Here is a 19985-nt window from a genome sequence, read left to right on the forward strand (position 1 = left end):
AAGCACAGCGCCACCGGGCATGATGCGAAGCGGTTACACCCGACCGTAGCGGTCCTGGAAACGGACAATATCGTCCTCTTCCAGATATGAGCCGGAGCGCACTTCAATTAAATCGAGAGGTATCTTCCCTGGGTTTTCCAGACAGTGTGTCGCCCCCAGCGGAATATAAATTGACTCGTTTTCGCCCAGCAGTTTGACTTCACCGTCGATGGTCACTTTGGCGGTACCCGCCACCACCACCCAGTGCTCAGCGCGATGGTGATGCATCTGTACCGACAGGCCTTCGCCCGGCTTCACGGTAATGCGCTTCACCTGGTAACGTTCGCCTGCATCGATGGAGTCGTATTTGCCCCACGGGCGGTACACTTCGCGGTGAATATGGTGCTCGTGGCGACCATCGGCTTTGATCTTCTCCACCACTTTTTTAACGTCCTGCACGGCGTTACGGTCGGCAATCAGCACGGCGTCTTTGGTCTGGACGACCACCAGATCCTTCACCCCCACCGTGGTCACGAGGCCGGATTCGGCGTAGACGTAGCTGTTCTCGGTTTTGTGGCTAATCACATCACCGTGATGGACGTTACCCTCCGGGGTATGGGCGCTGATCTCCCACAGGGATGACCAGGAGCCAACATCGCTCCAGCCTGCATCCATCGGCACCACGACGGCATCCGCCGTGCGCTCCATCACCGCATAGTCAATGGACTCTTCCGGGCAGGCGAGGAACGCGGCTTCGTCGACGCGAATAAAGTCGAGATCCGGATCCACCACGTTCATGGCTTTCTCGCAGGCGCTCAGGATATCCGGACGATACTTTTGCAGTTCTTCCAGATAGCGACCGGCGCGGAACAGGAACATACCGCTGTTCCAGTAGTATTCACCGCTGGCAACGTAGGCCTGCGCGGTTTCCAGATTCGGTTTCTCAACGAACTGCGCCACGTCAAACGCCACGCTGTCGCCTTCGCCCGGCGTCACGCTGCCGCGGCGGATATAGCCATAGCCGGTTTCTGGCAGATCCGGCACGATGCCGAAGGTCACCAGCTTGCCGCTTTCTGCGTAAGGAATGGCCGCCCGCACTGCGTCGCGGAACGCCTCTTCCTGCTGGATGACGTGGTCTGCCGCCAGCACCAGCATCAGCGGATCGCAATCCGGGCTGCTGCGTTTTGCCGCCAGCGCCGCCAGGGCAATGGCTGGGGCGGTATTTCGTCCGGCAGGCTCCAGAATGATGTTTTCTGTGAGTTTGTTCAGCTGGCGCAGCTGCTCGGCAACGATAAAGCGGTGCTGTTCGTTACAAATCACCACCGGGCTTTCACACTCCACACCCTGCAGACGATTAACCGTCGTTTGCAGCATGGTGAGATCCCCTTTCAGGCAGAGGAACTGTTTTGGATAGAGCACGCGGGACAGCGGCCACAACCGGCTACCAGAGCCACCTGCCATCACAACCGGATACAACGTGGTTTGACTCATGATTTATCCCCGTATATCTGCAATAAATTGGCTCAGCACGTTCTCTTTCTCGAGCGTGCGTTCGGCATATTCACGTGCCACCGTGTTCACTTTTGGCATGGCGAGTGCCTGTTCAATTCCGGTCACCAGCGCCGGAACCGATTCCGGCTCCACGCAAACGGCGATCCCCGGGTAGCTGTCACACAGCTGGCCTAATTCGGTTTCGGCTTCTGCCGTGATCACGGCGTTCCCGCCCACGGCCAGAATGTTGGTCAGCTTGGACGGCAGCACCGCATCCGCCGCGCCGCGTTTTTGCACCACCAGATGGCAGTCACCCATCTTCAGCAGCGCAGGCAGCGCCTCGTAAGACTGAAGCGGGAAGAATTTCACGTTAGTCAGGCCGCGTTCGCTTGCCATCTTCTCCAGCCGCGCTTTTCCGCCGCCCTGACCAACAATCACAAACATCCACGGATGTTCGCTAAGCTGTTGAGCCGCCTCGATAACGTTCTCCAGCCCCTGCTTTTCGCCGATGTTGCCTGAATAAAGAATGATTTTTTGGTCATCAGGCAAACCGAGCTCTGCGCGAAGCGCCTGCGCGTCGCTGTCTGTCACGTCGCGGAAACGGGCCACTTCGGACCAGTTCGGGAAAAAGATTACCTTTTCCGGCGCGACGCCCTTCTCCTGCGCTTTGTTCATCATCGAGCGCGAGATGGTGGAGACATAATCCACGTTATGCAGACCGCTGCGCTCAAAAGCGCTGGCGAGTTTCGCCACTTTGCCGCCCTTGCCTTTACCTGCCATCCCCAGGCCCAGCATGGCGTCAACTTCATAATCCTGAATGTGCAACAACGTGCGCGCACCGGAGAGCTTACCCAGCAGGCGCATGCCCGGCGTGCAGAACAGCGTCGGCACCACGCCGATGATGCGATCCGGCTTCCAGCGACGCTGCGCCATCAATGGAAAGAAACTGCTCAGGGCAAAGCTGCCCAGATGAATTAAACGTTTCAGCGTCGAGGGCTGCTTCGGCACGTACAGCGGGCAACGCCAGACGGTCGCCGCACCCTCTTCGCGGCGATAGCGCCAGCTGGAGTAGCGCTCGCCCACTTTCCATTCCGGGTAGTACGGCGGCGCGGTAATGACCCGCACGTCATGTCCCTGGCTCGCCATCCACTCGACCATCTCGCCGGTGTATTTCCCGATACCGGTCAATTCCGGCGAGTAGTTGATTCCATATACGAGGATCTTCATAGTCCCGGCACCTCAGACTGACGATCGGCCAGGAAATAGGCACGACTGTTGTCATGCACATTGTCGCTGGCCAGCAGCGCCTCTGGCGTCTGCCAGCGGTAGTCGTCGTGCTGAGATTCAGGCAGACGCAGGTCTGCCTCACTCACCTTCAGGTGGAACCCCAGCACGATGTAGTGCGTGGTGAAGCCGGTGCCTGAAAAGTTATCGTCATAGAAGTGCTGCCAGACCCCGTAAAACTGGCCTGCTGCCATCGGCAGTTGCAGACCCAGTTCCGCCAGAGTGAGACGCTCAAACGCGTTGGCCAGCGTCTCATCCTTCTGCACGCGCCCGCCGGGCACGAACCAGAAGCCCTGAGCAGGACGATTGGTTCGTTTCCCCAGCAAGAACTCGCCGCGTTCGTTCTCCACGATCAAATCAATTGAGATGAGCGGAGTGGAGCGCACTACCGTGGCAAAATCTTCCTGACTTAAAAACATTGTTACCCCCGGAAGCGGTGCTGGTTTTCCAGGAACCACTGGTAGGTACTTGCCAGCCCTTGTTCCAGCGACACCTCGTGATACCAGCCCAGCTGATGCAGACGGGTGACGTCCAGCAGTTTGCGCGGCGTGCCGTCCGGTTTGGTGGCGTCAAACACCACGCGGCCCTTGTAGCCCACCACCTGAGCGATGGTCTGCGCCAGCTCGCGAATGGTGCAATCCACGCCGGTGCCAACGTTGATGTGCGACAGCATCGGCTCGGTGTTCTCCTGCCACACCTCGCGATCCAGCTCCATCACGTGAATGCTGGCCGCGGCCATGTCATCCACGTGCAGGAATTCGCGCATCGGCGTACCGCTGCCCCACACCACCACATCCGGTGCGTTCTCGGCGGTCGCCTCGTGGAAACGACGCAGCAGCGCCGGGATCACGTGCGAGTTGCTCGGGTGGAAGTTATCGTGCGGCCCGTACAGGTTGGTCGGCATCACCGAGCGATAGTCACGGTTGTACTGACGGTTGTAGGACTCGCACAGCTTGATCCCGGCAATTTTGGCAATGGCGTACGGCTCGTTGGTGGCTTCCAGCGTCCCCTGCAGCAGTTCGCTCTCGGCGATCGGCTGTTTCGCCATTTTCGGGTAGATACAGGATGAGCCAAGGAACAACAGCTTGTTCACGTTGTGCAGATGCGCCGCGTGAATGATGTTGCTCTCAATCATCATGTTCTCGTAGATGAAATCTGCCGGATAAGTGTTGTTGGCGACAATGCCGCCCACTTTTGCCGCCGCCAGATACACCTGATCGATACGTTCATTGGCAAAGAAGTCCTGTACCGCACGGCTATCGAGCAGATTCAGCTCGTCGCGGGTACGGACAACCACTTCCACGTCACCGCGCTGCTCCAGCTGGCGAACAATCGCGGAACCCACCATTCCGCGATGACCGGCGACAAAAATACGTTGTTTTGTCATTCTCAGGACTCCAGCGCGATGGCAACCTCGTAGCCATGAGACTTGAGCAGGGAGTGTTTTTTCGCTGCTTCAAGATCTTTGGCTACCATCTCAGAGACCATCTCCTGCAGAGTGGTTTCTGGTTTCCAGCCCAGTTTCTCGTGCGCTTTGGTTGGGTCGCCCAGCAGGGTTTCCACTTCCGCAGGACGGAAGTAACGCGGGTCAACCTGCACAATCACATCACCCGGTTTCACGCCCGGTGCGTCATGGCCGGTCACAGAGACAACGATACCCTTCTCTTCCACGCCGGTGCCTTCGAAGCGCAGTTTGATACCCAGCTGTGCGGCAGCCATTTCCACGAACTGACGGACGGAGTACTGCACGCCGGTCGCAATCACGAAGTCTTCTGGCTGCTCCTGCTGCAGCATCATCCACTGCATCTTCACGTAGTCTTTGGCATGGCCCCAGTCACGCAGGGAGTCCATGTTGCCGAGGTGCAGGCAGGATTCCAGACCCTGAGCGATGTTGGCGATAGCGCGGGTAATTTTACGGGTCACGAAGGTTTCGCCACGACGTGGGGATTCGTGGTTGAACAGAATGCCGTTACAGGCGTACATGCCGTAAGATTCACGGTAGTTTACGGTGATCCAGTAGGCATACAGTTTGGCTACCGCGTAAGGAGAACGTGGGTAGAACGGGGTGGTCTCTTTCTGCGGGATTTCCTGCACCAGACCATACAGTTCAGAGGTCGATGCCTGGTAGAAACGGGTTTTCTTCTCAAGACCGAGGAAACGAATCGCTTCCAGCAGACGCAGCGTACCCATGGCGTCAACGTCAGCGGTGTATTCCGGGGATTCGAAAGAAACCGCAACGTGGCTCATCGCGCCCAGATTGTAAACTTCATCCGGCTGTACTTCCTGCAGGATGCGGGTCAGGTTGGAGGTATCGGTCAGGTCGCCGTAGTGCAGATGGAATTTCGGGTTGGCCGCATGCGGATCCTGGTAAATATGATCCACACGTTCCGTGTTGAAAGAAGAAGCACGACGCTTAATACCGTGAACTTCATAACCTTTTTCCAGCAGTAACTCTGCCAGGTAAGAACCATCCTGCCCGGTAACGCCGGTGATGAGAGCGACTTTAGACATGTTTATATTCCTCTACTTATGAATTTAATCAGTTTCAACGCGTTCGCGTATCACCACTGCGGGGTTGCCACGGCAAATTTTATTTGCCGGTAGCGATTTAAAAACGCTGCTGCGGGCACCGACTACCGTGCCATCGCCAACAGAAACACCAGGTGCAACAAATACATCTGTTGCCAGCCAGCATTTTTCGCCAATCACAATTGGCGAAGCGGTAATATCAAAATGCTGACTCATAAAATCGTGGCTGCCGGTACACAAATAACACTTCTGTGATACCACCGCGTTTGCACCGATCGTGATATCGCCAAGGGTATATAACACGGCGTCATCCCCTACCCAGGCGTAATCGCCAAGCGTTAATTTCCAGGGGTAAGTAATTTTTACCGATGGACGAATGACTACGTTTTTTCCGATTTTTGCGCCAAACAAACGCAATAAAAAGGCACGCCAGCGATACAGTATTTGCGGTGACCAGGCAAATAAGGTGGCCTGAACGGCCCACCATAACTGCACTTTAATACCGTTCCCGCCCCGAAAACCTTTCGGCACGGTGAACCCGTTAAGATCCTGCATTACATTTCCTTATATTCAGGCTTTGTTATATAAGGTTTTCGTTTTACCCGTGGTGCGCAGGCGGAATAAATAAGACAATTCCGCCCAGAATGCGGGCACGCGTAATATCTTACGCTGTACGTTTTTTGCATCCTGGCACAATTCCAGATTATTCGAGGTGGATACCCCGCCCATTGAAAATTCAGACACCAGCCCTTTAATTCGACGGAACGGGTAGCCTGATTTATACAGACTGGCGGCCAGGGCATAATCTGATGACACTTTATACTGCAGATCGTAAGGCTGTTTTTTCAGACCTTTTACCGGGAAGAAAATGGCCTGATGGCTGGCCGGTAAACTGTGATAGATATACCAGCCGGGTTTCGCGCTGCGGCAAATTTTATGCCCGTCGCCAAAATCGAGCAGCGCATCGCCAATATACATCGCGTCATCTTTCTGGCGCGCCAGCTGACGGGCAAACTGCGCCACATCGTCATGGAACACATCGCCCGAGTTAAGGAAGATGGCATAACGGCCTTGCGCCATGTTAATGCCTTTGTTCATCGCATCGTAGATGCCTTTATCTTTCTCGCTAACGAAGCGTAAGTTGAACTCACCGTTGAGTTTTTCCAGAAACTCCGCCGTGCCATCGTTCGAGCCGCCATCGACCACGATCCACTCAAAACTGAGGCTCGGATCGCGCGCCAGGTTGCGCAGCGAGCGCCAGGTTTTTACCACCCCTTCGTAATTACGAAAAGCGACAGTAATGACGCTAAGAAACATAAGACCACCTCGTCATGAATTCGTAATATTAAGCGCTTTACGCAAAATAAACGGACAAACAATTAAGAACGCATATTCCGGGCTAAATATTGACCCCGTAAAAAACAGCGACACGGGCGTAAACAGATAAAGCTGCACGCGAAAGTTCTGGTTATCCCCAAACGCGTTAATCATCATTTTGAAAACTTTAAACAGATACCAGAGCGTCAACAGTACGGCGAACCACGAAAAATAAATAATTAACAGATACAGGCCATTGTCTATGGTTTTACCGACATCCGCACCGTTAAAGATTCCGAATGATGCAACATATTCGTAAAGTGAGCCGAATCTTACTACACCGTCGATATGGGTTAAGGAATAACCCACCATCACCAGCGGCCCGATAATGCGATAATAGGACGATGAACCTTCCGTTCCCAAATCGCCAAGACGCTCTGAGATATACGGGAATGCAAATATCACGCCTACTAAAAATACCGTCAGGGAGATGATCGCCAGCGGCAGTTTTTTCTTAATCGCATCTTTGTTCAGGTACTGGAATGCCCACTCCAGGAGGTAAAACAGGATAAATGTCATGACCCCTGAGAACGAACCAGACAGAACGATTCCTGCAAGAATCATAGCATCGGTCTTAGGGGTTTTGATACCAAACTGTTTGATGCTGAGCCAAATTGAGATTAACGCCAGAGCGAAAAACGCCGGTTCAAAATAGAGGGCTGTTGTACGCTTACCGCCAAACTTAATGAAGTTCAGTACATAGCTGTTACTGTAAATGAGATATTTCGAAATCATCTCCATCAGGCTGCTACCACCGGTGAGAATAATTTGCGCCATTTCCAGTGCAGCAAGCATAACAATTAACGCAACGGCAATATAAAAGAGCCTGAGGATTTTCCGATAATTGTGCGGAGAAATAGTTTTAAAACGAATACTCCAGACCATGCCAATAATAATGACAATATAAACAAACAGCATGGTAGAGGTGACGTACTTGCTGGGATCCAGCGACTGGCCAAAGATGTAGTTAAACAGCGTCAGGCCAAAACCCATCCCTAAGGCAATCATCAGCTTCTTGAGGTTGATTTTATCGACGTACAACAGAAGCAGAGCGGGCAAGAAGGTCACAATGGTTATCGGGAAGCTTTCGCCGAGCTGGGCAATCTTGACGTTGACCAGCAGATAGATCAGCGGCAGCAGCAGATAACTACAGACTCTGATAGAACGAGACATACTCCTCCAGCATCTGTTGTCCACTGTAGGCCTTGCGGCTGCGGTTGCGGAACGATTCCAGGTCAGTGCCAAATACGGCCTGCGCAATCTGCGGCTTCGGCAGTTGCACCAGCGGCAGCACCTCCTGTTCCGCGAACGTTTTCCCGCCCGATTTTTCCAGCACTTCACGCGCCGCGTCGCTGTGGGTGGCGATCACCGGCACGCCAATCGAGAGCGCTTCACAGAGGATCAGCGGGTAGTTATCCACGCGCGAGCTGAACACCAGCGCATCCATCCCGTTGAGGGCGCTCATCAGTTTGCGCTTGTCCGTTTCAAACCCGTGATTCACCACGTTAGCGCCGTCGAACGGCGAGAATTTGCCGAAGGTATGCAGTTCGATTTTGTCACCCAGCGCCATCATGTCGCGCACCAGCTGCTGGTTGGTTTTGCCGTCGTAACGCAGGTCATGCGCGACGATTGCGATTTTCGGTTTACCCGCGGTTTCCGCAACCGGGGTCAACTCGGCCAGAATCGCTTCCGTCGCCACGTCGATCCCGTTGTTGATGATCTGACACCGCCCTGCCCCATACAGACTGTTAAAAGCATCGGCCACATGCTGGCTTGGGGAGATAAACGTGCAGCCGAGCGACAGCATATCGCGGAACAGCTGACGTTTTCCGTCCACCAGCTGGTGAGCGCGATCCACTTTCACCGGCGGGTAATTGGTTAATGTCGGACACTTCTGGCAGGCGTTTTTCCAGCCTTCGCAGCCGTCGGTGAACGCGCAGCGCCCGGTCACGCTCCAGTGGTCGTGCAACGTCCAGATGAAACGGGTATCCGGCTTGTGAGCCTGTACCTTCTGGCAAAACGTCACCACCTCTTGCAGATTCAGCCAGTAGCTGTGCAGCACGTGAAAATGGAGCACAACCGGGCCGGTGGTGCGCGTGACCGTGCGATAGAGGTTATTCAGGTTGCCAAACAGATCGCGGTTAAACAGACGGAACAGCGCGATATTGGCGACAGAGGTCAGACGTGGCGTCTGCTTGTGCACCTGCGGATAGATATCGTGGCTGACGCTTTTCTTACCGCCTTTGCCGTAGCCGTAGATAAAACGAGACTGAAGTCCTTTTTGCAGCGCACGCTGGTGCAGATCCAGCGCCACACCGGCTGCTCCGCCTTCGGCGAGACGGACGTTAAATTGCAGAATGTTCATTTGATTACCTTCACGCGAGCTTTTCGCCCACTACCAGCGCGTTATCCGGGATGCTGTCCAGCACCACGCTGCCTGCACCAATCGTGACGTTGTTACCAATGGTAATGTCGCCAATGATCACCACGTTCGCCCCCAGCTCGACGTTGTTGCCGATAACCGGACAGGCCAGGCTCTCCGGCCCCCGGTTGCCGATGGTGACCGCATGACGAATAGTGAAATCATCCCCGGCGACCACGAACTTATTGATGACCACCGCATAGCCATGGTGAATGGTAAAGCGGCGGCCGATGGTGGCCGCAGCCTGAATTTCATAGCCAAAAATGCATTCGGTGATAATCCGGTACAGCACCAGAACCGGTGCCGCCCAGAGGTTGTTCAGAACATTTTTCTTACGCCACACCGAGCAGAAATGCGCGATGCGGTACGCCAGAACCATGCAGCACGGGCGCAGGCTCCAGCTGTTAGCGCGGCAATCTTCCAGAAACATTATTTCCCCCGCAGTCCATCAGCCAGTCGCTTGCCGTTGCGCACGGAAAACAGCGTCAGCAAGGTACGCCAGGTCATCCGCTTATTGCGGATCTGATAGAGGGTAAAGAGCTGGTACTTCCGGCTGCCACGGTCAAACTTATCCTTGTGCTTGCGGTAAAAATGGAAGTAACCCGAGAATTTTTTTGGTGAGGAGGTGATTTGCATCTGCCCGTGGTTGATGTGCAGGATCTGCGTGGCCTCTTCCACTTTCCACGGCTCGCCATACTCCACCACCATCCGCAGGAAGATGTCGTAATCCTGCGCGGCCTTCAGTTCGGTATCGAACAGGCACTCTTTAAAGCGCCACGCCCAGGTGAACACCTGATTGCCAATGATGTTGCGCTTGTAGAACAGGCGGCGAGAGTACGGTGATTTCGGGTACAGCGGCAGGCTGGCAGGCTGAGAGTAAACCTCGCCCTGACAGACATAGTCGTTGGCATACAGGAAAGCGTGCGTGACCAGTTGTTCCTTGTGCGACAGGAAAATCGACAAGCGGTTTGGCGTCCATTCGTCATCGTCATCGATGCCGGTCAGATACTGCCCTTTGGCCTGCATAATCGCCTGATTACGCACCGCACACGCCCCGGAGTTGATCGCGTTATGGGTGTAGCTGACGCGCGGGTCATTAAGGTCTGTGACAAACTTTTGCAGCTGCTCATACGAAGAGGAACAGTCATCAACAATGATCAGCTCCCAGTTATCGTAATCCTGGCGCAGCACAGATTTGATTGCACGGATCGCCAGCTGCTGACGATTCCATGTCGGCATATAAATAGAAACTAAAGGGCGTTGTGTGGTCATGGTCTTCCCCTGATCCCTCACCCCGCCCATCTCCCAAAGGGAGAGGGAGAATAGCTGCACCGGGCAGTTCCCTCTCCCCTCGGGAGAGGGTTAGGGTGAGGGGGATTGTTATTTGCTGTCAGACTTATATTCGTACTCGTAATACCCGTAATCCTGATAACCGGTTGCGCGACGGAAGATGGAGTTCAGGATCACCCCTTTCACCTCAATGCCGTTCAGCTCGAAGCGGCTCAGGCTGGTTTCCACTTCCTTCAGGGTGTTCACCGCATAGCGCGCCACCATCAGGGTGGTTCCCGCCAGGCGACCGACCACGGCCGCATCGGTCACAGCCAGAATTGGTGGTGTATCGATCAGCACCAGGTCGTAGTTTTTGCTCGCCCACTCCACCAGCTCAGCAAAGCGGTCGCTCATCAACAGTTCGGATGGGTTTGGCGGCACCTGACCACGTGGGATGAGGTCAAATTTCGGGATGCTGGTCGGTTTTGCGCTCTGGCTAATCTCACCCTTGCCGAGCAGGATTTCTGACAGACCGTTGACGTTATTGGTCCCCAGCAGCTCGTGGGTGTAGCCCTTACGCATATCGCAGTCGATCAGCAGCACCCGTTTATTGGTCTGACTGACCACCGCCGCCAGGTTGGCGCAGACAAAGGTCTTACCTATCGACGGGCTGACACCGGTTAACATCAGAACGTTGTTTTTGGCCTGCATCATGGCGAAGTGGAGACTGGTACGCAGACTGCGCACCGCTTCAATTGCCAGGTCAGTCGGGTTACCCACTGCCAGCAGCTGGCTCTGTTTGTAACGCTTGACGCCTTTGACGCTTTTGTCGCGGTCATGCGATTTCTGCCATTCGGACAGCGGAATACTGGCGTAGACGTTGATACCGTTCTCTTCCAGCACCTGCGGGCTTTCGATACCGCGGTTGAACAGCGAACGCAGCAGCACACCAACAATGGAGAGCATCAGGCCAAGGATAATGCTGCCGAGGATAATCAGCGCTTTCTTCGGCTTCAGCACGCCAGGCTGGGTAATGGCCGGGTCAACAATACGCACGTCGCCGACGGTGCTGGCTTCGGTGATTTTCAGCTCCTGCTGTTTGTTCAGCAGCTGCATATAGACCTGCTGGCCGGATTCCACGTCGCGGGTCAGACGGACAATTTCCTGCTGCGTTTTTGGCATCGCGGTGACGCGGTCATTGAGCTTCGCCTTCTCCTCTTCGAGGGTACGGCGTTTTTCCAGCAGCGTGCGATAGGCCGGATGACGTTTGGTGTAGAGCTTAGAAATTTCCGCCTCTTTGAAGGTCAACTCGTTGAGCTGCGCATCAATGTTAACCATCGAGTCCAGCACCGATTTCGCTTCCAGTGGCAGATCGACGGAGTCTTTGTCCTGACGAAACGCGTTCAGTTTGTTCTCTGCATCATCCAGACGTGCGCGCACTTCCGGGAGCTGTTTCGCGAGGAAGGCCAGGCTCTTCGCCGCTTCAGCCGACTTACGCTCGACGTTCTGCTCAAGGTAGTTGCGGGTGATGCTGTTGAGGATATCGCGGATTTGATCCTTATCTTCACCGGTAAAGGTCATGCTCAGGACACCGGTGTCCTTGCCATTTTCGGTGACCGTCAGGTTGTTTTGCAGATTGTTGATCATCCCCAGGGTAGAGAATTTGGTGACGGTAAACTCGCCGCCTTCCTGCGCATGAATAGCGCTCACCATCATGCTGACGCCATCTTTCGTCAACATCTGCCCCACTTCACCGCGCGCGCTGAAGCCGGCGTCACTGGTCAACTGATACTGCTTCGGCCCCAGAACGGTCAGGGTAAAGGTTTGATCCGCACTGCCTTTCGGCAGCACAAAGTCAGTGACTTTTACCGTGTCGTTACTGCGCCCTGTCAGGCGATCCCAGCCGGCACCAAATATCGGGAAGGTATTTTTGGTGACGGAGATATCAAGCCCCAGATCGTGAACCGTTTTGCCCAGCACCAGACGCGACTGGATCAGCTGAATTTCAGCCTCGGAGGCAGGCGGTTTGTTCGCCAGGGCAGAACCAATATCCTGCACCAGCGAGTTGCCGGTGTTCTGCTCAATCTGTACCAGCGCATCGGCACTGTAGATAGGTGTCGCAAACAGCGTATAGACGATCGCCGCGGCGGCAAACACGGCGGTGATCCCAAGTACCCACCACTTCGCCTCTATTACGGTGCCGACCAGGCGACCAATATCGATTTCATCACTGCCCGAAATCGGGGCGGCAGAAGGTTTTGTTTTTTCTGTCATTGTTATCCCTGCTGAGCTTTCAGTGCCTGCGCCCACTGACGGGCAGACTGGTCAAGTAAGGTATACACCGCCTCAAAGGCCTCACGGCTTTTGCGATACGGATCGGGGATTTCGCGTTCATTATCCCAGTGACCAAACAGCATCACTTTGCCGCGCATCTCCGGTGCGATGTCGCATAGCGAGTGAATATGGCGTTTTTCCATCGTCAGGATCAGGTCATACTCCCGGCACATGCGGCCGGTGACCTGACGGGCGCAGTGCCCGTCGAGAGAAAGGTTATGATCGCGGGCCACGCTCGCGGCGCTTTCATCGGCACCTTTACCGACCAGCGCACCCAGCCCTGCAGAATCGACGGTGAGTTCGGGCTGGTAGTGTTTCAGCAACCGCTCAGCCGTTGGGGAACGGCAAATGTTCCCCACGCATACCACCAGAATTTTATTAAACATCGCGGGTTACCAGGTATGAATGTCGCGCGCCGTATCCGTCATGTAGCGAACGCCACTGATGGTTGGCAGCAACTGATTGATCAGACGGTTCCAGCGGGCAACCGGCGCGGTGGTGACATACACCACATCATATGGCTGGAGGCGGAACTCCGTTGCCATTACCAGAGAGGTCGCATCGGACATATCCAGCTGGTAAATATTGGCAATCTTGCCTTTCGCACTGCCCTCGCCTTTCAGCGGACGGATCACGAAGATACCGGTGGCATTAGAGGTAGTGAGATCGATGCCCTCTGCATTACCCAGTGCTTCGGTCAGTGTCATGCCGCTGAAGTCCATTTTGAGGGTGCTCTGTTTCTTCACTTCACCCATCACGAAGACTTTCAGATCGTCATTACGTGGCACGTACAGAATGTCGCCCGGATAGAGCAGACGGTTCTGGGTCAGGTCACCGTTTTGCATCAGCGCCTGCAGAGAAATGCGTTGTTCTTTACCGTTGTGGGTCAGAACGACGTTGCGCCAGTCGGCACCGTCGGTTAAACCGCCCGCGGCGTTAATGGCATCCAGCACGGTCAGCGGCACGTTGGTGATAGCCTGCTGGCCAGATTTGTTCACCTGACCGGAGATATAGGCTTTTTGCGAGCGGAATGCGGCGATATTAACGTCCACCTGCGGATCGGCAATGTACTGCGCTAAGCGGCCGGTAATATCACTACGGATTTCGGCAAGGGTTTTCCCCGCGACATGAACTTTGCCAATATAGGGATAGAACATGGTGCCATCAGACTGGACCCAGTTACCGGTGTCGCTTGAGCTGCGATACTGGCCCGCAGGAGTGGTCAGTTCCGGGTGATCCCAGACGGTGACGTTGATGACATCACCAGGCCCCACGCGATACTGGTAGGAGGCAATTTCCTGGTCCAGCGACATATTCGGCTGCGCAACATTGGGACGTGGACGTAATTGTTCGACCAGACGTGGTGTCAGTGGATAAACATTCACCATCTTGTCGAGATCAAAATCAGCATCCTGTTGTTTGATCACATCCTTACCCATTGTTGACATATTGCTGCCGGGAAAGACTGTACAACCACTCATCAAGGTCACAGACACCAATAATGGCATCAATTTCATTTTGGATTTCATCATTGATTATTTATCACTTTGGCAGAGTAATTATCCTGTGCAATTAAATAAGCCGGGTCGATTTGGCTTTCAGCATGCAGTTGTTCAAATAGAAATATAACTGGCATCAGTCCTAAAAAAAGCTTATTCATCCATTGGCTATTGACAGAATAATCGAGGCTGATTCACACGCTTTCAGGCACGCTACCGCCCTTGGCTTTCAGTTACCAATCCACTGACTAAACAATGCGTTATGGATAGACACCCTCTTGAATAAGGTCTTCTGGAAATATATCAGCCGCTTGCGACACAAGGCGGATAATGAATAACCATCACTGAAGACCAGAACAATAATAGCAACAAGGAGTTTTAACATTTGATGCTGGGAGAATTATTGCAGCTAACCTAATAGCAGGCAAGGAGACAACTGTCCTAATAACGGTTTTTAAGATTAATATTAAGAGCAAAGTTTTGACGTTTTAGGATTTTCTTTATATTGACAAAATTAAAATAAAAACCATTTATTGCGATATATCCTAAAATGGTTTCTTTGTAATTAAATCTACGTATTTAGCTTATTTACAGTTTCAGCAAAGCTCGTCCTTTTAAGCGGATCGTATTAAGAGAAATCTCAGCCCGGCATTGCAATTTCCCCCAGCTTTATCCATGATCGAAGTGTGACATTGCTCAAATAACAGAAGGTATTGCGATTACTATGGAATGGATTGCCGATCCATCAATCTGGGCCGGGCTGGTTACGCTGGTCGTCATCGAATTAGTGCTCGGTATTGATAATCTGGTCTTTATCGCCATCCTCGCCGAAAAACTCCCCCCGGCGCAGCGCGACCGTGCGCGCGTAACGGGCCTGCTGCTGGCGATGGTGATGCGACTGCTGCTGCTGGCCTCAATCTCCTGGCTGGTGACCCTGACAAAGCCCCTGTTCTCCGTTCACGGCCTGAGCTTTAGCGCGCGTGACCTGATCATGCTCTTCGGCGGGTTGTTCCTGCTGTTCAAAGCCACGGTAGAACTGAATGAGAGGCTCGAAGGTAAAGACAGTGAAAACCCCACCCAGCGGCGCGGGGCTAAATTCTGGCCGGTGGTCGCGCAAATTGTGGTGCTGGATGCAGTCTTCTCTCTGGACTCGGTGATCACCGCCGTCGGGATGGTCGACCATCTGGCGGTGATGATGGCTGCGGTGATCATTGCCATCACGCTGATGGTGATGGCGAGTAAAGCGCTGACCCGGTTTGTGAACAGCCACCCGACCATCGTGATCCTCTGCCTGAGTTTCCTGTTAATGATTGGCTTTAGCCTCGTGGCGGACGGCTTTGGGTTCCACATTCCGAAGGGTTACCTCTACGCCGCCATTGGCTTCTCCGTCATGATTGAGGCGCTTAACCAGCTGGCGATTTTCAACCGCCGTCGCTTCCTCTCGGCAAATCAGACATTACGTCAACGCACCGCCGACACGGTGATGCGCCTGCTCAGCGGGAAGAAAGAAGATGCGGAGCTGGATGCAGAATCCTCCGCGATGCTGGCCGATCACAGTGACGGGCAGATCTTTAATCCGCAGGAGCGGCTGATGATTGAGCGGGTGCTCAATCTTAATCAGCGCACGGTTAGCAGCATCATGACGTCGCGCCATGACATTGAGCATATCGACCTCACCGCGCCGGAAGAGCAGATCCGCGCCCTGCTGGATAAAAACCAGCATACCCGCGTGGTGGTGACAGGGGGTGAAGAGGAAGAGGAGCTGCTGGGCGTGGTGCATGTCATCGACCTGCTGCAACAGCAGTTGCACGGTGAGGCACTCAATCTGCGCGCCCTGGTGCGCCAGCCGCTGGTGTTCCCGGAGGGGTTGCAGCTGCTTTCTGCCCTTGAACAATTCCGTAACGCGCGCACGCACTTTGCCTTTGTGGTGGATGAATTTGGTTCGGTTGAAGGGCTGGTGACGCTCAGCGACGTGATGGAAACTATCGCCGGTAATTTGCCCAACGAAGTGGATGAAATCGATGCACGCCATGATATTCAGAAAAACGCGGACGGTTCATGGACGGCCAACGGCCATATGCCGCTTGAAGACCTGGTTCAGTATGTTCCCCTGCCACTGGATGAAAAACGTGAGTACCACACCATTGCGGGTCTGCTGATGGAGTATCTGCAGCGTATTCCTCAACCGGGAGAAGAAGTTCAGGTTGGCAACTATCTGCTGAAAACACTGCAGATTGAGAACCATCGCGTGCAGAAGGTGCAGCTGATTCCGCTGCGCGATGAAGAAGAGATGGATTTTGAGGTGTAGGTAAAAAAAACGGCAACCCGATTGCTCCCTCTCCCGTGGGAGAGGGATGGAGTGAGGGCATCAGGCCGCACTGGCAGCCGTCACCCGGCACAACAAACATCAAAGCTTATCCAGCAGCTTCTTCACATCCTTCCCGGTCTGGGAATCTTTATTCCGATCCGCCCAGTCGTTCAGGCGACGTTTGGCTTCATCCTGCAGATGTTTGCGCAGGAGTTGATCCACCTGAAGGCTGTAGTTCAGCGACTGCCATTTGCCATATACGCTCAGCGGCACCGGCGTCTCTTTCAGGAAGTCGATCAGCTTGCTTTCGCCCTGCCAGCCGGACAGAACCCGTACATTGAAGCGGGTATCCGCCGTCTCTTTCACCAGATCCAGCTTGCCTTCCCCGGTTAATGACAACATGGAAGAAGCCCCCTGCATGCCGTCAAGAGAGAGCTGTCCGTCGTCGAGGGTCAGGTCACTGGTAAAGCTGTCGAGACGCGTGGCGCTGTCGTAGTTTTCCTGTGCTTTCACATCGCTGCTGCGCTCTACCGCCTGCTGCACCAGTTGCTGGAAGTTGAGCCCCTCCATACGTGCATCTTTCAGTTCAAGATGAGCCTGCCCCTGCCAGTCACGACGGAAAGCATCAGCATCGATCTTCGTGCCCGAGAAATCTCCCGCCAGCGTCAGTTGACCGGTCATGGAGATCGGGTAGTCAAAGGCTTTCAGGATGGTGCCAATCTCAACGTTGTCGAGACGGGGCTGAAACGCTGCGGTCGAGTTCTCATTACGCACGTCCAGCGTGCCCGGCAGGGAAAGGTGCCCGGCGCCCATTTTGCCGCTCAATTCCGAAATCACCAGCAAACCGTTCTGGTTGAACATCTGACTGCTCACGTCGGTGAAATCGATCCCGCGCCAGCGCAGGCTGTTGGCCTTCAGCAGAATGTCCGCCGTGAAGCCCCGCAGACCGTTATAGTCAGGCTGATCGAGATTAGACGAAATCACCGGACGCGCCTGTTTCCCCTGGCTTTGCCCGGTCTGCGCGGCATCACTGTCCGTGGCGCTCGCCGGCGGCGGTGGCAGCAGGTTTTCCAGGTTGAGCTTGTCAAACTGCAGATCGAGAACCCATTTCGGTTTCGCCGCAAGGATAACGCTCGCCTGCCCTTTCAGGCTGCTGTCATTGGCCTGCAGGTTGAGATTATTCATCTCCAGCTGTTTTTGCTCTTCACGCCAGACGGCCTGCATCGTGCCCTGGCCGGTGATCCCCTGGGCAGGGAGATCGGCCCCCGTCAGTTGCCAGTTCAGCTGCTGGATGTCTGCCGTGAGCTGATGCGGATAATCAGACGCGTTAACGCTGGCATTCAGCGACAGGGTCAAATCGCGCTGATCGCGGTTCACCCGGCCACTAAACTCCAGCGAAGCAAGATGGTGCTCATCCTGCTCCATATTGAGGTTGATATTGCGTACGGTGACCTGCTCATCATCCTCATGCTGGAAAACCAGCACGCTATCGGCCACTTTCAGTTTGCCGATATCGAATGACCAGCCCGTATCCGACGGTTCATCAGGTAAGGTATTTTCCCGCGGCGCAACCGGCGCATCTGCGTTACGCACGGCTTCAGTTTGCCGGGTAAGCTGAATCACCGCGCCTTTTAACATCACCTGGTTGACCTGCAACTGGTGCGAAAAGAGCGGAATCAGCGCCACATCAAGGCGCATGTTATCGGCAGACACCAGCGGCTGGGCAGCCCCCGGTGCAGTTAACGACATGCGGCCAGAGAGAATGCTGAGCTGGGGCCAGACGTGCCAGCGCAGCGGCCCATCCAGCTTCAGTTGGTATCCACTGCGGGCCTCGACCTGCCGCACCATATAGGCGCGGAAATCATTCGGGTTAACCAGCAGAACCAACGCTGAAAGGCCAGCCACCAGCACCACCAGCAAAATCATCAGCGTTGTCAGAACTCTTCTCATGGCATCCTCAGTGGACTAACTGATCAGTCTTTATCAATACGGCTGGCAACCGCACCCTGCTGGTCGCGATATTTTGCGTCCTGACGGCGGTTATAAGGACGATCGGCCGGGCCGGTCAGCGGTTCGAAGCTCAGCGCACCAATCATCATGCCCGGACGCAGCGCCAGCGGCAGTTTACCGGCGTTGAAAAATTCCAGAACGATACGGCCGGACCAGCCTGGATCGATACGGTGTGCGGTCACGTGTACCATCAGCCCCAGACGCGCCAGAGAAGAGCGGCCATCAAGCCAGCCCACCAGGTCCGCAGGCAGAGTCACCGATTCAAAGGTCACTGCCAGCGCCAGTTCGCCCGGATGCAGATAAAAGGCCTCGCCTTCGTCGATAACGATTTCGTCACTCATCACGCGGTCAAGCGCGGCACTGACTTCATCCTTCGGCCCGCTAAGGTCGATGAACGGTGCGGTATGGCCGCTGAAGGTGCGGAATTTATTCCCCAGTCGCACATCAACGGTAACACCATTGATACGCTCCACGGGTGGACGTGGGGTAATAGACAGGCGGCCTTCATCCAGCCAGGCTTCTATATCGCGATCACAAAGACGCATGGCACTCTCTCCTTTCGTGCATCGTGCCCTGAGGATAACGACTCAGGGCGAAGCAGGTTATCTCTGAACGGTACACAATTCGCGCGGCTTATTCAAAAAACTGGCTGATTTTCGCTTTTAAGATATCAATGGCAATGCGGTTTTTACCCCCGCGCGGCACAATAATATCGGCGTATTGTTTGGATGGTTCAATAAATTGCAGGAACATCGGGCGAACGGTTTTCTGGTACTGCGCCATGACGGAGTCCATTGAACGGCCACGTTCGTTCACATCGCGCTTGATGCGGCGCATCAGGCAAATATCCAGCGGGGTATCAACAAAAATGGAGAAGTTCATTGACTCGCGCAGACGCGCATCGGTCAGAAGCAGGATGCCTTCGAGGATAATGACCTTCTTCGGCTCAATACGAATCGTTTCCTGCGTGCGGGTATGTTCTACGTAACTATAAACAGGCAGTTCAATCGCCTGGCCGCTCTTCAGCGCTTCTAAATGCTGGAACAGCAAGCTGTGATCCATGGCATTGGGATGGTCATAGTTCGTTTTTACGCGCTCTTCCATCGACAGATGGGATTGATCTTTGTAGTAGCTGTCTTCGGGAATGACGCCGATGTGCTCATCACCAACTTGTTCACGCAGTTCGCGGTAAAGCGTACTGGCAATAAGACTTTTACCTGAAGCCGATGCGCCGGCGATGCCTATAATGACGCACTGATGAGACTTATCAGTCATAAATTTAGCGACCTGATTAACCTGGATGTTAAGGAAGGACGACGCCGGAGCGTCAAACGCGGCAATTATAGGGATTTCACGGACGTGATACCAGTCGAAAGCGCAGGTTATGCGAGACAGGCTGAAAAGTGGCTTAACGTTCCCTGAGTGAAATTTTTACGCGTGTTTTTTCAGCGTTTAACATGATTTTTTTACACACTAACTATTT

Annotated in this window: 18 protein-coding genes; 1 reads left to right on the forward strand and 17 read right to left on the reverse strand. The window is 54.3% G+C overall.

The window, feature by feature from the left end; all coding sequences use genetic code 11:
• Positions 1-33: 33 nt before the first annotated feature.
• From cpsB to EKN38_RS00275, 14 genes are all read right to left on the reverse strand, one after another.
• The gene (gene cpsB, locus EKN38_RS00210; protein ID WP_014832618.1) at positions 34-1470 is read right to left on the reverse strand and encodes a mannose-1-phosphate guanyltransferase; all 1437 of its coding nucleotides are present in this window, start codon (positions 1468-1470) and stop codon (positions 34-36) included.
• A gap of 3 nt (positions 1471-1473) precedes the next feature.
• Positions 1474-2697 carry a colanic acid biosynthesis fucosyltransferase WcaI gene (wcaI, locus tag EKN38_RS00215; protein WP_014832619.1) on the reverse strand — a complete coding sequence of 408 codons (1224 nt, stop codon included), beginning with the start codon at positions 2695-2697 and terminating at the stop codon, positions 1474-1476.
• The gene (locus EKN38_RS00220; RefSeq protein WP_014832620.1) at positions 2694-3173 is read right to left on the reverse strand and encodes a GDP-mannose mannosyl hydrolase; all 480 of its coding nucleotides are present in this window, start codon (positions 3171-3173) and stop codon (positions 2694-2696) included. The genes wcaI and EKN38_RS00220 overlap by 4 nt, the downstream gene beginning before the upstream one ends.
• A 2-nt stretch (positions 3174-3175) precedes the next feature.
• Positions 3176-4141, reverse strand: coding sequence for a GDP-L-fucose synthase family protein (locus tag EKN38_RS00225; protein WP_013097874.1), 966 nt, complete (start codon positions 4139-4141; stop codon positions 3176-3178).
• A 2-nt stretch (positions 4142-4143) separates the two neighbouring features.
• Complete coding sequence (gene gmd / locus EKN38_RS00230; RefSeq protein ID WP_003863514.1) at positions 4144-5265, reverse strand: GDP-mannose 4,6-dehydratase; 1122 nt, start codon at positions 5263-5265, stop codon at positions 4144-4146.
• Between the two features lie 24 nt (positions 5266-5289).
• On the reverse strand, positions 5290-5838 hold the full coding sequence (gene wcaF / locus EKN38_RS00235; RefSeq protein ID WP_013097875.1) for a colanic acid biosynthesis acetyltransferase WcaF: 549 nt from the start codon (positions 5836-5838) through the stop codon (positions 5290-5292).
• A gap of 15 nt (positions 5839-5853) precedes the next feature.
• Positions 5854-6600, reverse strand: coding sequence for a colanic acid biosynthesis glycosyltransferase WcaE (gene wcaE / locus EKN38_RS00240; protein WP_013097876.1), 747 nt, complete (start codon positions 6598-6600; stop codon positions 5854-5856).
• A 12-nt stretch (positions 6601-6612) separates the two neighbouring features.
• Positions 6613-7833: a colanic acid polymerase WcaD gene (gene wcaD / locus EKN38_RS00245; protein ID WP_014832621.1), complete on the reverse strand. Its 1221-nt coding sequence runs from the start codon at positions 7831-7833 to the stop codon at positions 6613-6615.
• Positions 7808-9025 carry a colanic acid biosynthesis glycosyltransferase WcaC gene (wcaC, locus tag EKN38_RS00250; protein ID WP_014832622.1) on the reverse strand — a complete coding sequence of 406 codons (1218 nt, stop codon included), beginning with the start codon at positions 9023-9025 and terminating at the stop codon, positions 7808-7810. The genes wcaD and wcaC overlap by 26 nt, the downstream gene beginning before the upstream one ends.
• Positions 9026-9035: 10 nt before the next feature.
• Positions 9036-9512, reverse strand: a complete 477-nt coding sequence (gene wcaB, locus EKN38_RS00255) for a colanic acid biosynthesis acetyltransferase WcaB (protein ID WP_126521531.1) — start codon at positions 9510-9512, stop codon at positions 9036-9038.
• Positions 9512-10354, reverse strand: a complete 843-nt coding sequence (gene wcaA / locus EKN38_RS00260) for a colanic acid biosynthesis glycosyltransferase WcaA (RefSeq protein WP_126521533.1) — start codon at positions 10352-10354, stop codon at positions 9512-9514. Before wcaA ends, wcaB begins: the two co-directional genes overlap by 1 nt.
• A gap of 108 nt (positions 10355-10462) precedes the next feature.
• Positions 10463-12625, reverse strand: coding sequence for a tyrosine-protein kinase Wzc (gene wzc, locus EKN38_RS00265; protein WP_126521535.1), 2163 nt, complete (start codon positions 12623-12625; stop codon positions 10463-10465).
• 2 nt (positions 12626-12627) lie between these two features.
• Positions 12628-13071 (reverse strand): low molecular weight protein-tyrosine-phosphatase Wzb, encoded by a 444-nt coding sequence (gene wzb / locus EKN38_RS00270; RefSeq protein WP_014832625.1) that lies wholly within the window; start codon positions 13069-13071, stop codon positions 12628-12630.
• 6 nt (positions 13072-13077) lie between these two features.
• Complete coding sequence (locus tag EKN38_RS00275; protein WP_014170829.1) at positions 13078-14217, reverse strand: polysaccharide export protein; 1140 nt, start codon at positions 14215-14217, stop codon at positions 13078-13080.
• Positions 14218-14908: 691 nt separating this feature from the next.
• Here EKN38_RS00275 and EKN38_RS00280 point away from each other — a divergent pair.
• Positions 14909-16492: a TerC family protein gene (locus EKN38_RS00280; protein ID WP_014832626.1), complete on the forward strand. Its 1584-nt coding sequence runs from the start codon at positions 14909-14911 to the stop codon at positions 16490-16492.
• Positions 16493-16591: 99 nt separating this feature from the next.
• On the opposite strand, the gene asmA is transcribed toward EKN38_RS00280, so the two are convergent.
• The 3 genes from asmA to udk form a co-directional block, all read right to left on the reverse strand.
• Positions 16592-18442, reverse strand: a complete 1851-nt coding sequence (asmA, locus tag EKN38_RS00285; RefSeq protein WP_014832627.1) for an outer membrane assembly protein AsmA — start codon at positions 18440-18442, stop codon at positions 16592-16594.
• Between the two features lie 23 nt (positions 18443-18465).
• Complete coding sequence (gene dcd, locus EKN38_RS00290; protein ID WP_013097886.1) at positions 18466-19047, reverse strand: dCTP deaminase; 582 nt, start codon at positions 19045-19047, stop codon at positions 18466-18468.
• Positions 19048-19135: 88 nt separating this feature from the next.
• Positions 19136-19777 carry a uridine kinase gene (gene udk, locus EKN38_RS00295; RefSeq protein WP_008500855.1) on the reverse strand — a complete coding sequence of 214 codons (642 nt, stop codon included), beginning with the start codon at positions 19775-19777 and terminating at the stop codon, positions 19136-19138.
• Positions 19778-19985 lie beyond the last annotated feature (208 nt).

The sequence above is a fragment of the Enterobacter sp. WCHEn045836 genome, assembly GCF_003965585.1.
Lineage (GTDB): Bacteria > Pseudomonadota > Gammaproteobacteria > Enterobacterales > Enterobacteriaceae > Enterobacter > Enterobacter dissolvens.

Bases quoted from the DNA above. Each gene is read 5' to 3' on its own strand.
- cpsB (WP_014832618.1), bottom strand. From the start codon at position 1,470: ATGAGTCAAACCACGTTGTATCCGGTTGTGATGGCAGGTGGCTCTGGT.
- wcaI (WP_014832619.1), bottom strand. From the start codon at position 2,697: ATGAAGATCCTCGTATATGGAATCAACTACTCGCCGGAATTGACCGGT.
- EKN38_RS00220 (WP_014832620.1), bottom strand. From the start codon at position 3,173: ATGTTTTTAAGTCAGGAAGATTTTGCCACGGTAGTGCGCTCCACTCCG.
- EKN38_RS00225 (WP_013097874.1), bottom strand. From the start codon at position 4,141: ATGACAAAACAACGTATTTTTGTCGCCGGTCATCGCGGAATGGTGGGT.
- gmd (WP_003863514.1), bottom strand. From the start codon at position 5,265: ATGTCTAAAGTCGCTCTCATCACCGGCGTTACCGGGCAGGATGGTTCT.
- wcaF (WP_013097875.1), bottom strand. From the start codon at position 5,838: ATGCAGGATCTTAACGGGTTCACCGTGCCGAAAGGTTTTCGGGGCGGG.
- wcaE (WP_013097876.1), bottom strand. From the start codon at position 6,600: ATGTTTCTTAGCGTCATTACTGTCGCTTTTCGTAATTACGAAGGGGTG.
- wcaD (WP_014832621.1), bottom strand. From the start codon at position 7,833: ATGTCTCGTTCTATCAGAGTCTGTAGTTATCTGCTGCTGCCGCTGATC.
- wcaC (WP_014832622.1), bottom strand. From the start codon at position 9,025: ATGAACATTCTGCAATTTAACGTCCGTCTCGCCGAAGGCGGAGCAGCC.
- wcaB (WP_126521531.1), bottom strand. From the start codon at position 9,512: ATGTTTCTGGAAGATTGCCGCGCTAACAGCTGGAGCCTGCGCCCGTGC.
- wcaA (WP_126521533.1), bottom strand. From the start codon at position 10,354: ATGACCACACAACGCCCTTTAGTTTCTATTTATATGCCGACATGGAAT.
- wzc (WP_126521535.1), bottom strand. From the start codon at position 12,625: ATGACAGAAAAAACAAAACCTTCTGCCGCCCCGATTTCGGGCAGTGAT.
- wzb (WP_014832625.1), bottom strand. From the start codon at position 13,071: ATGTTTAATAAAATTCTGGTGGTATGCGTGGGGAACATTTGCCGTTCC.
- EKN38_RS00275 (WP_014170829.1), bottom strand. From the start codon at position 14,217: ATGATGAAATCCAAAATGAAATTGATGCCATTATTGGTGTCTGTGACC.
- EKN38_RS00280 (WP_014832626.1), top strand. From the start codon at position 14,909: ATGGAATGGATTGCCGATCCATCAATCTGGGCCGGGCTGGTTACGCTG.
- asmA (WP_014832627.1), bottom strand. From the start codon at position 18,442: ATGAGAAGAGTTCTGACAACGCTGATGATTTTGCTGGTGGTGCTGGTG.
- dcd (WP_013097886.1), bottom strand. From the start codon at position 19,047: ATGCGTCTTTGTGATCGCGATATAGAAGCCTGGCTGGATGAAGGCCGC.
- udk (WP_008500855.1), bottom strand. From the start codon at position 19,777: ATGACTGATAAGTCTCATCAGTGCGTCATTATAGGCATCGCCGGCGCA.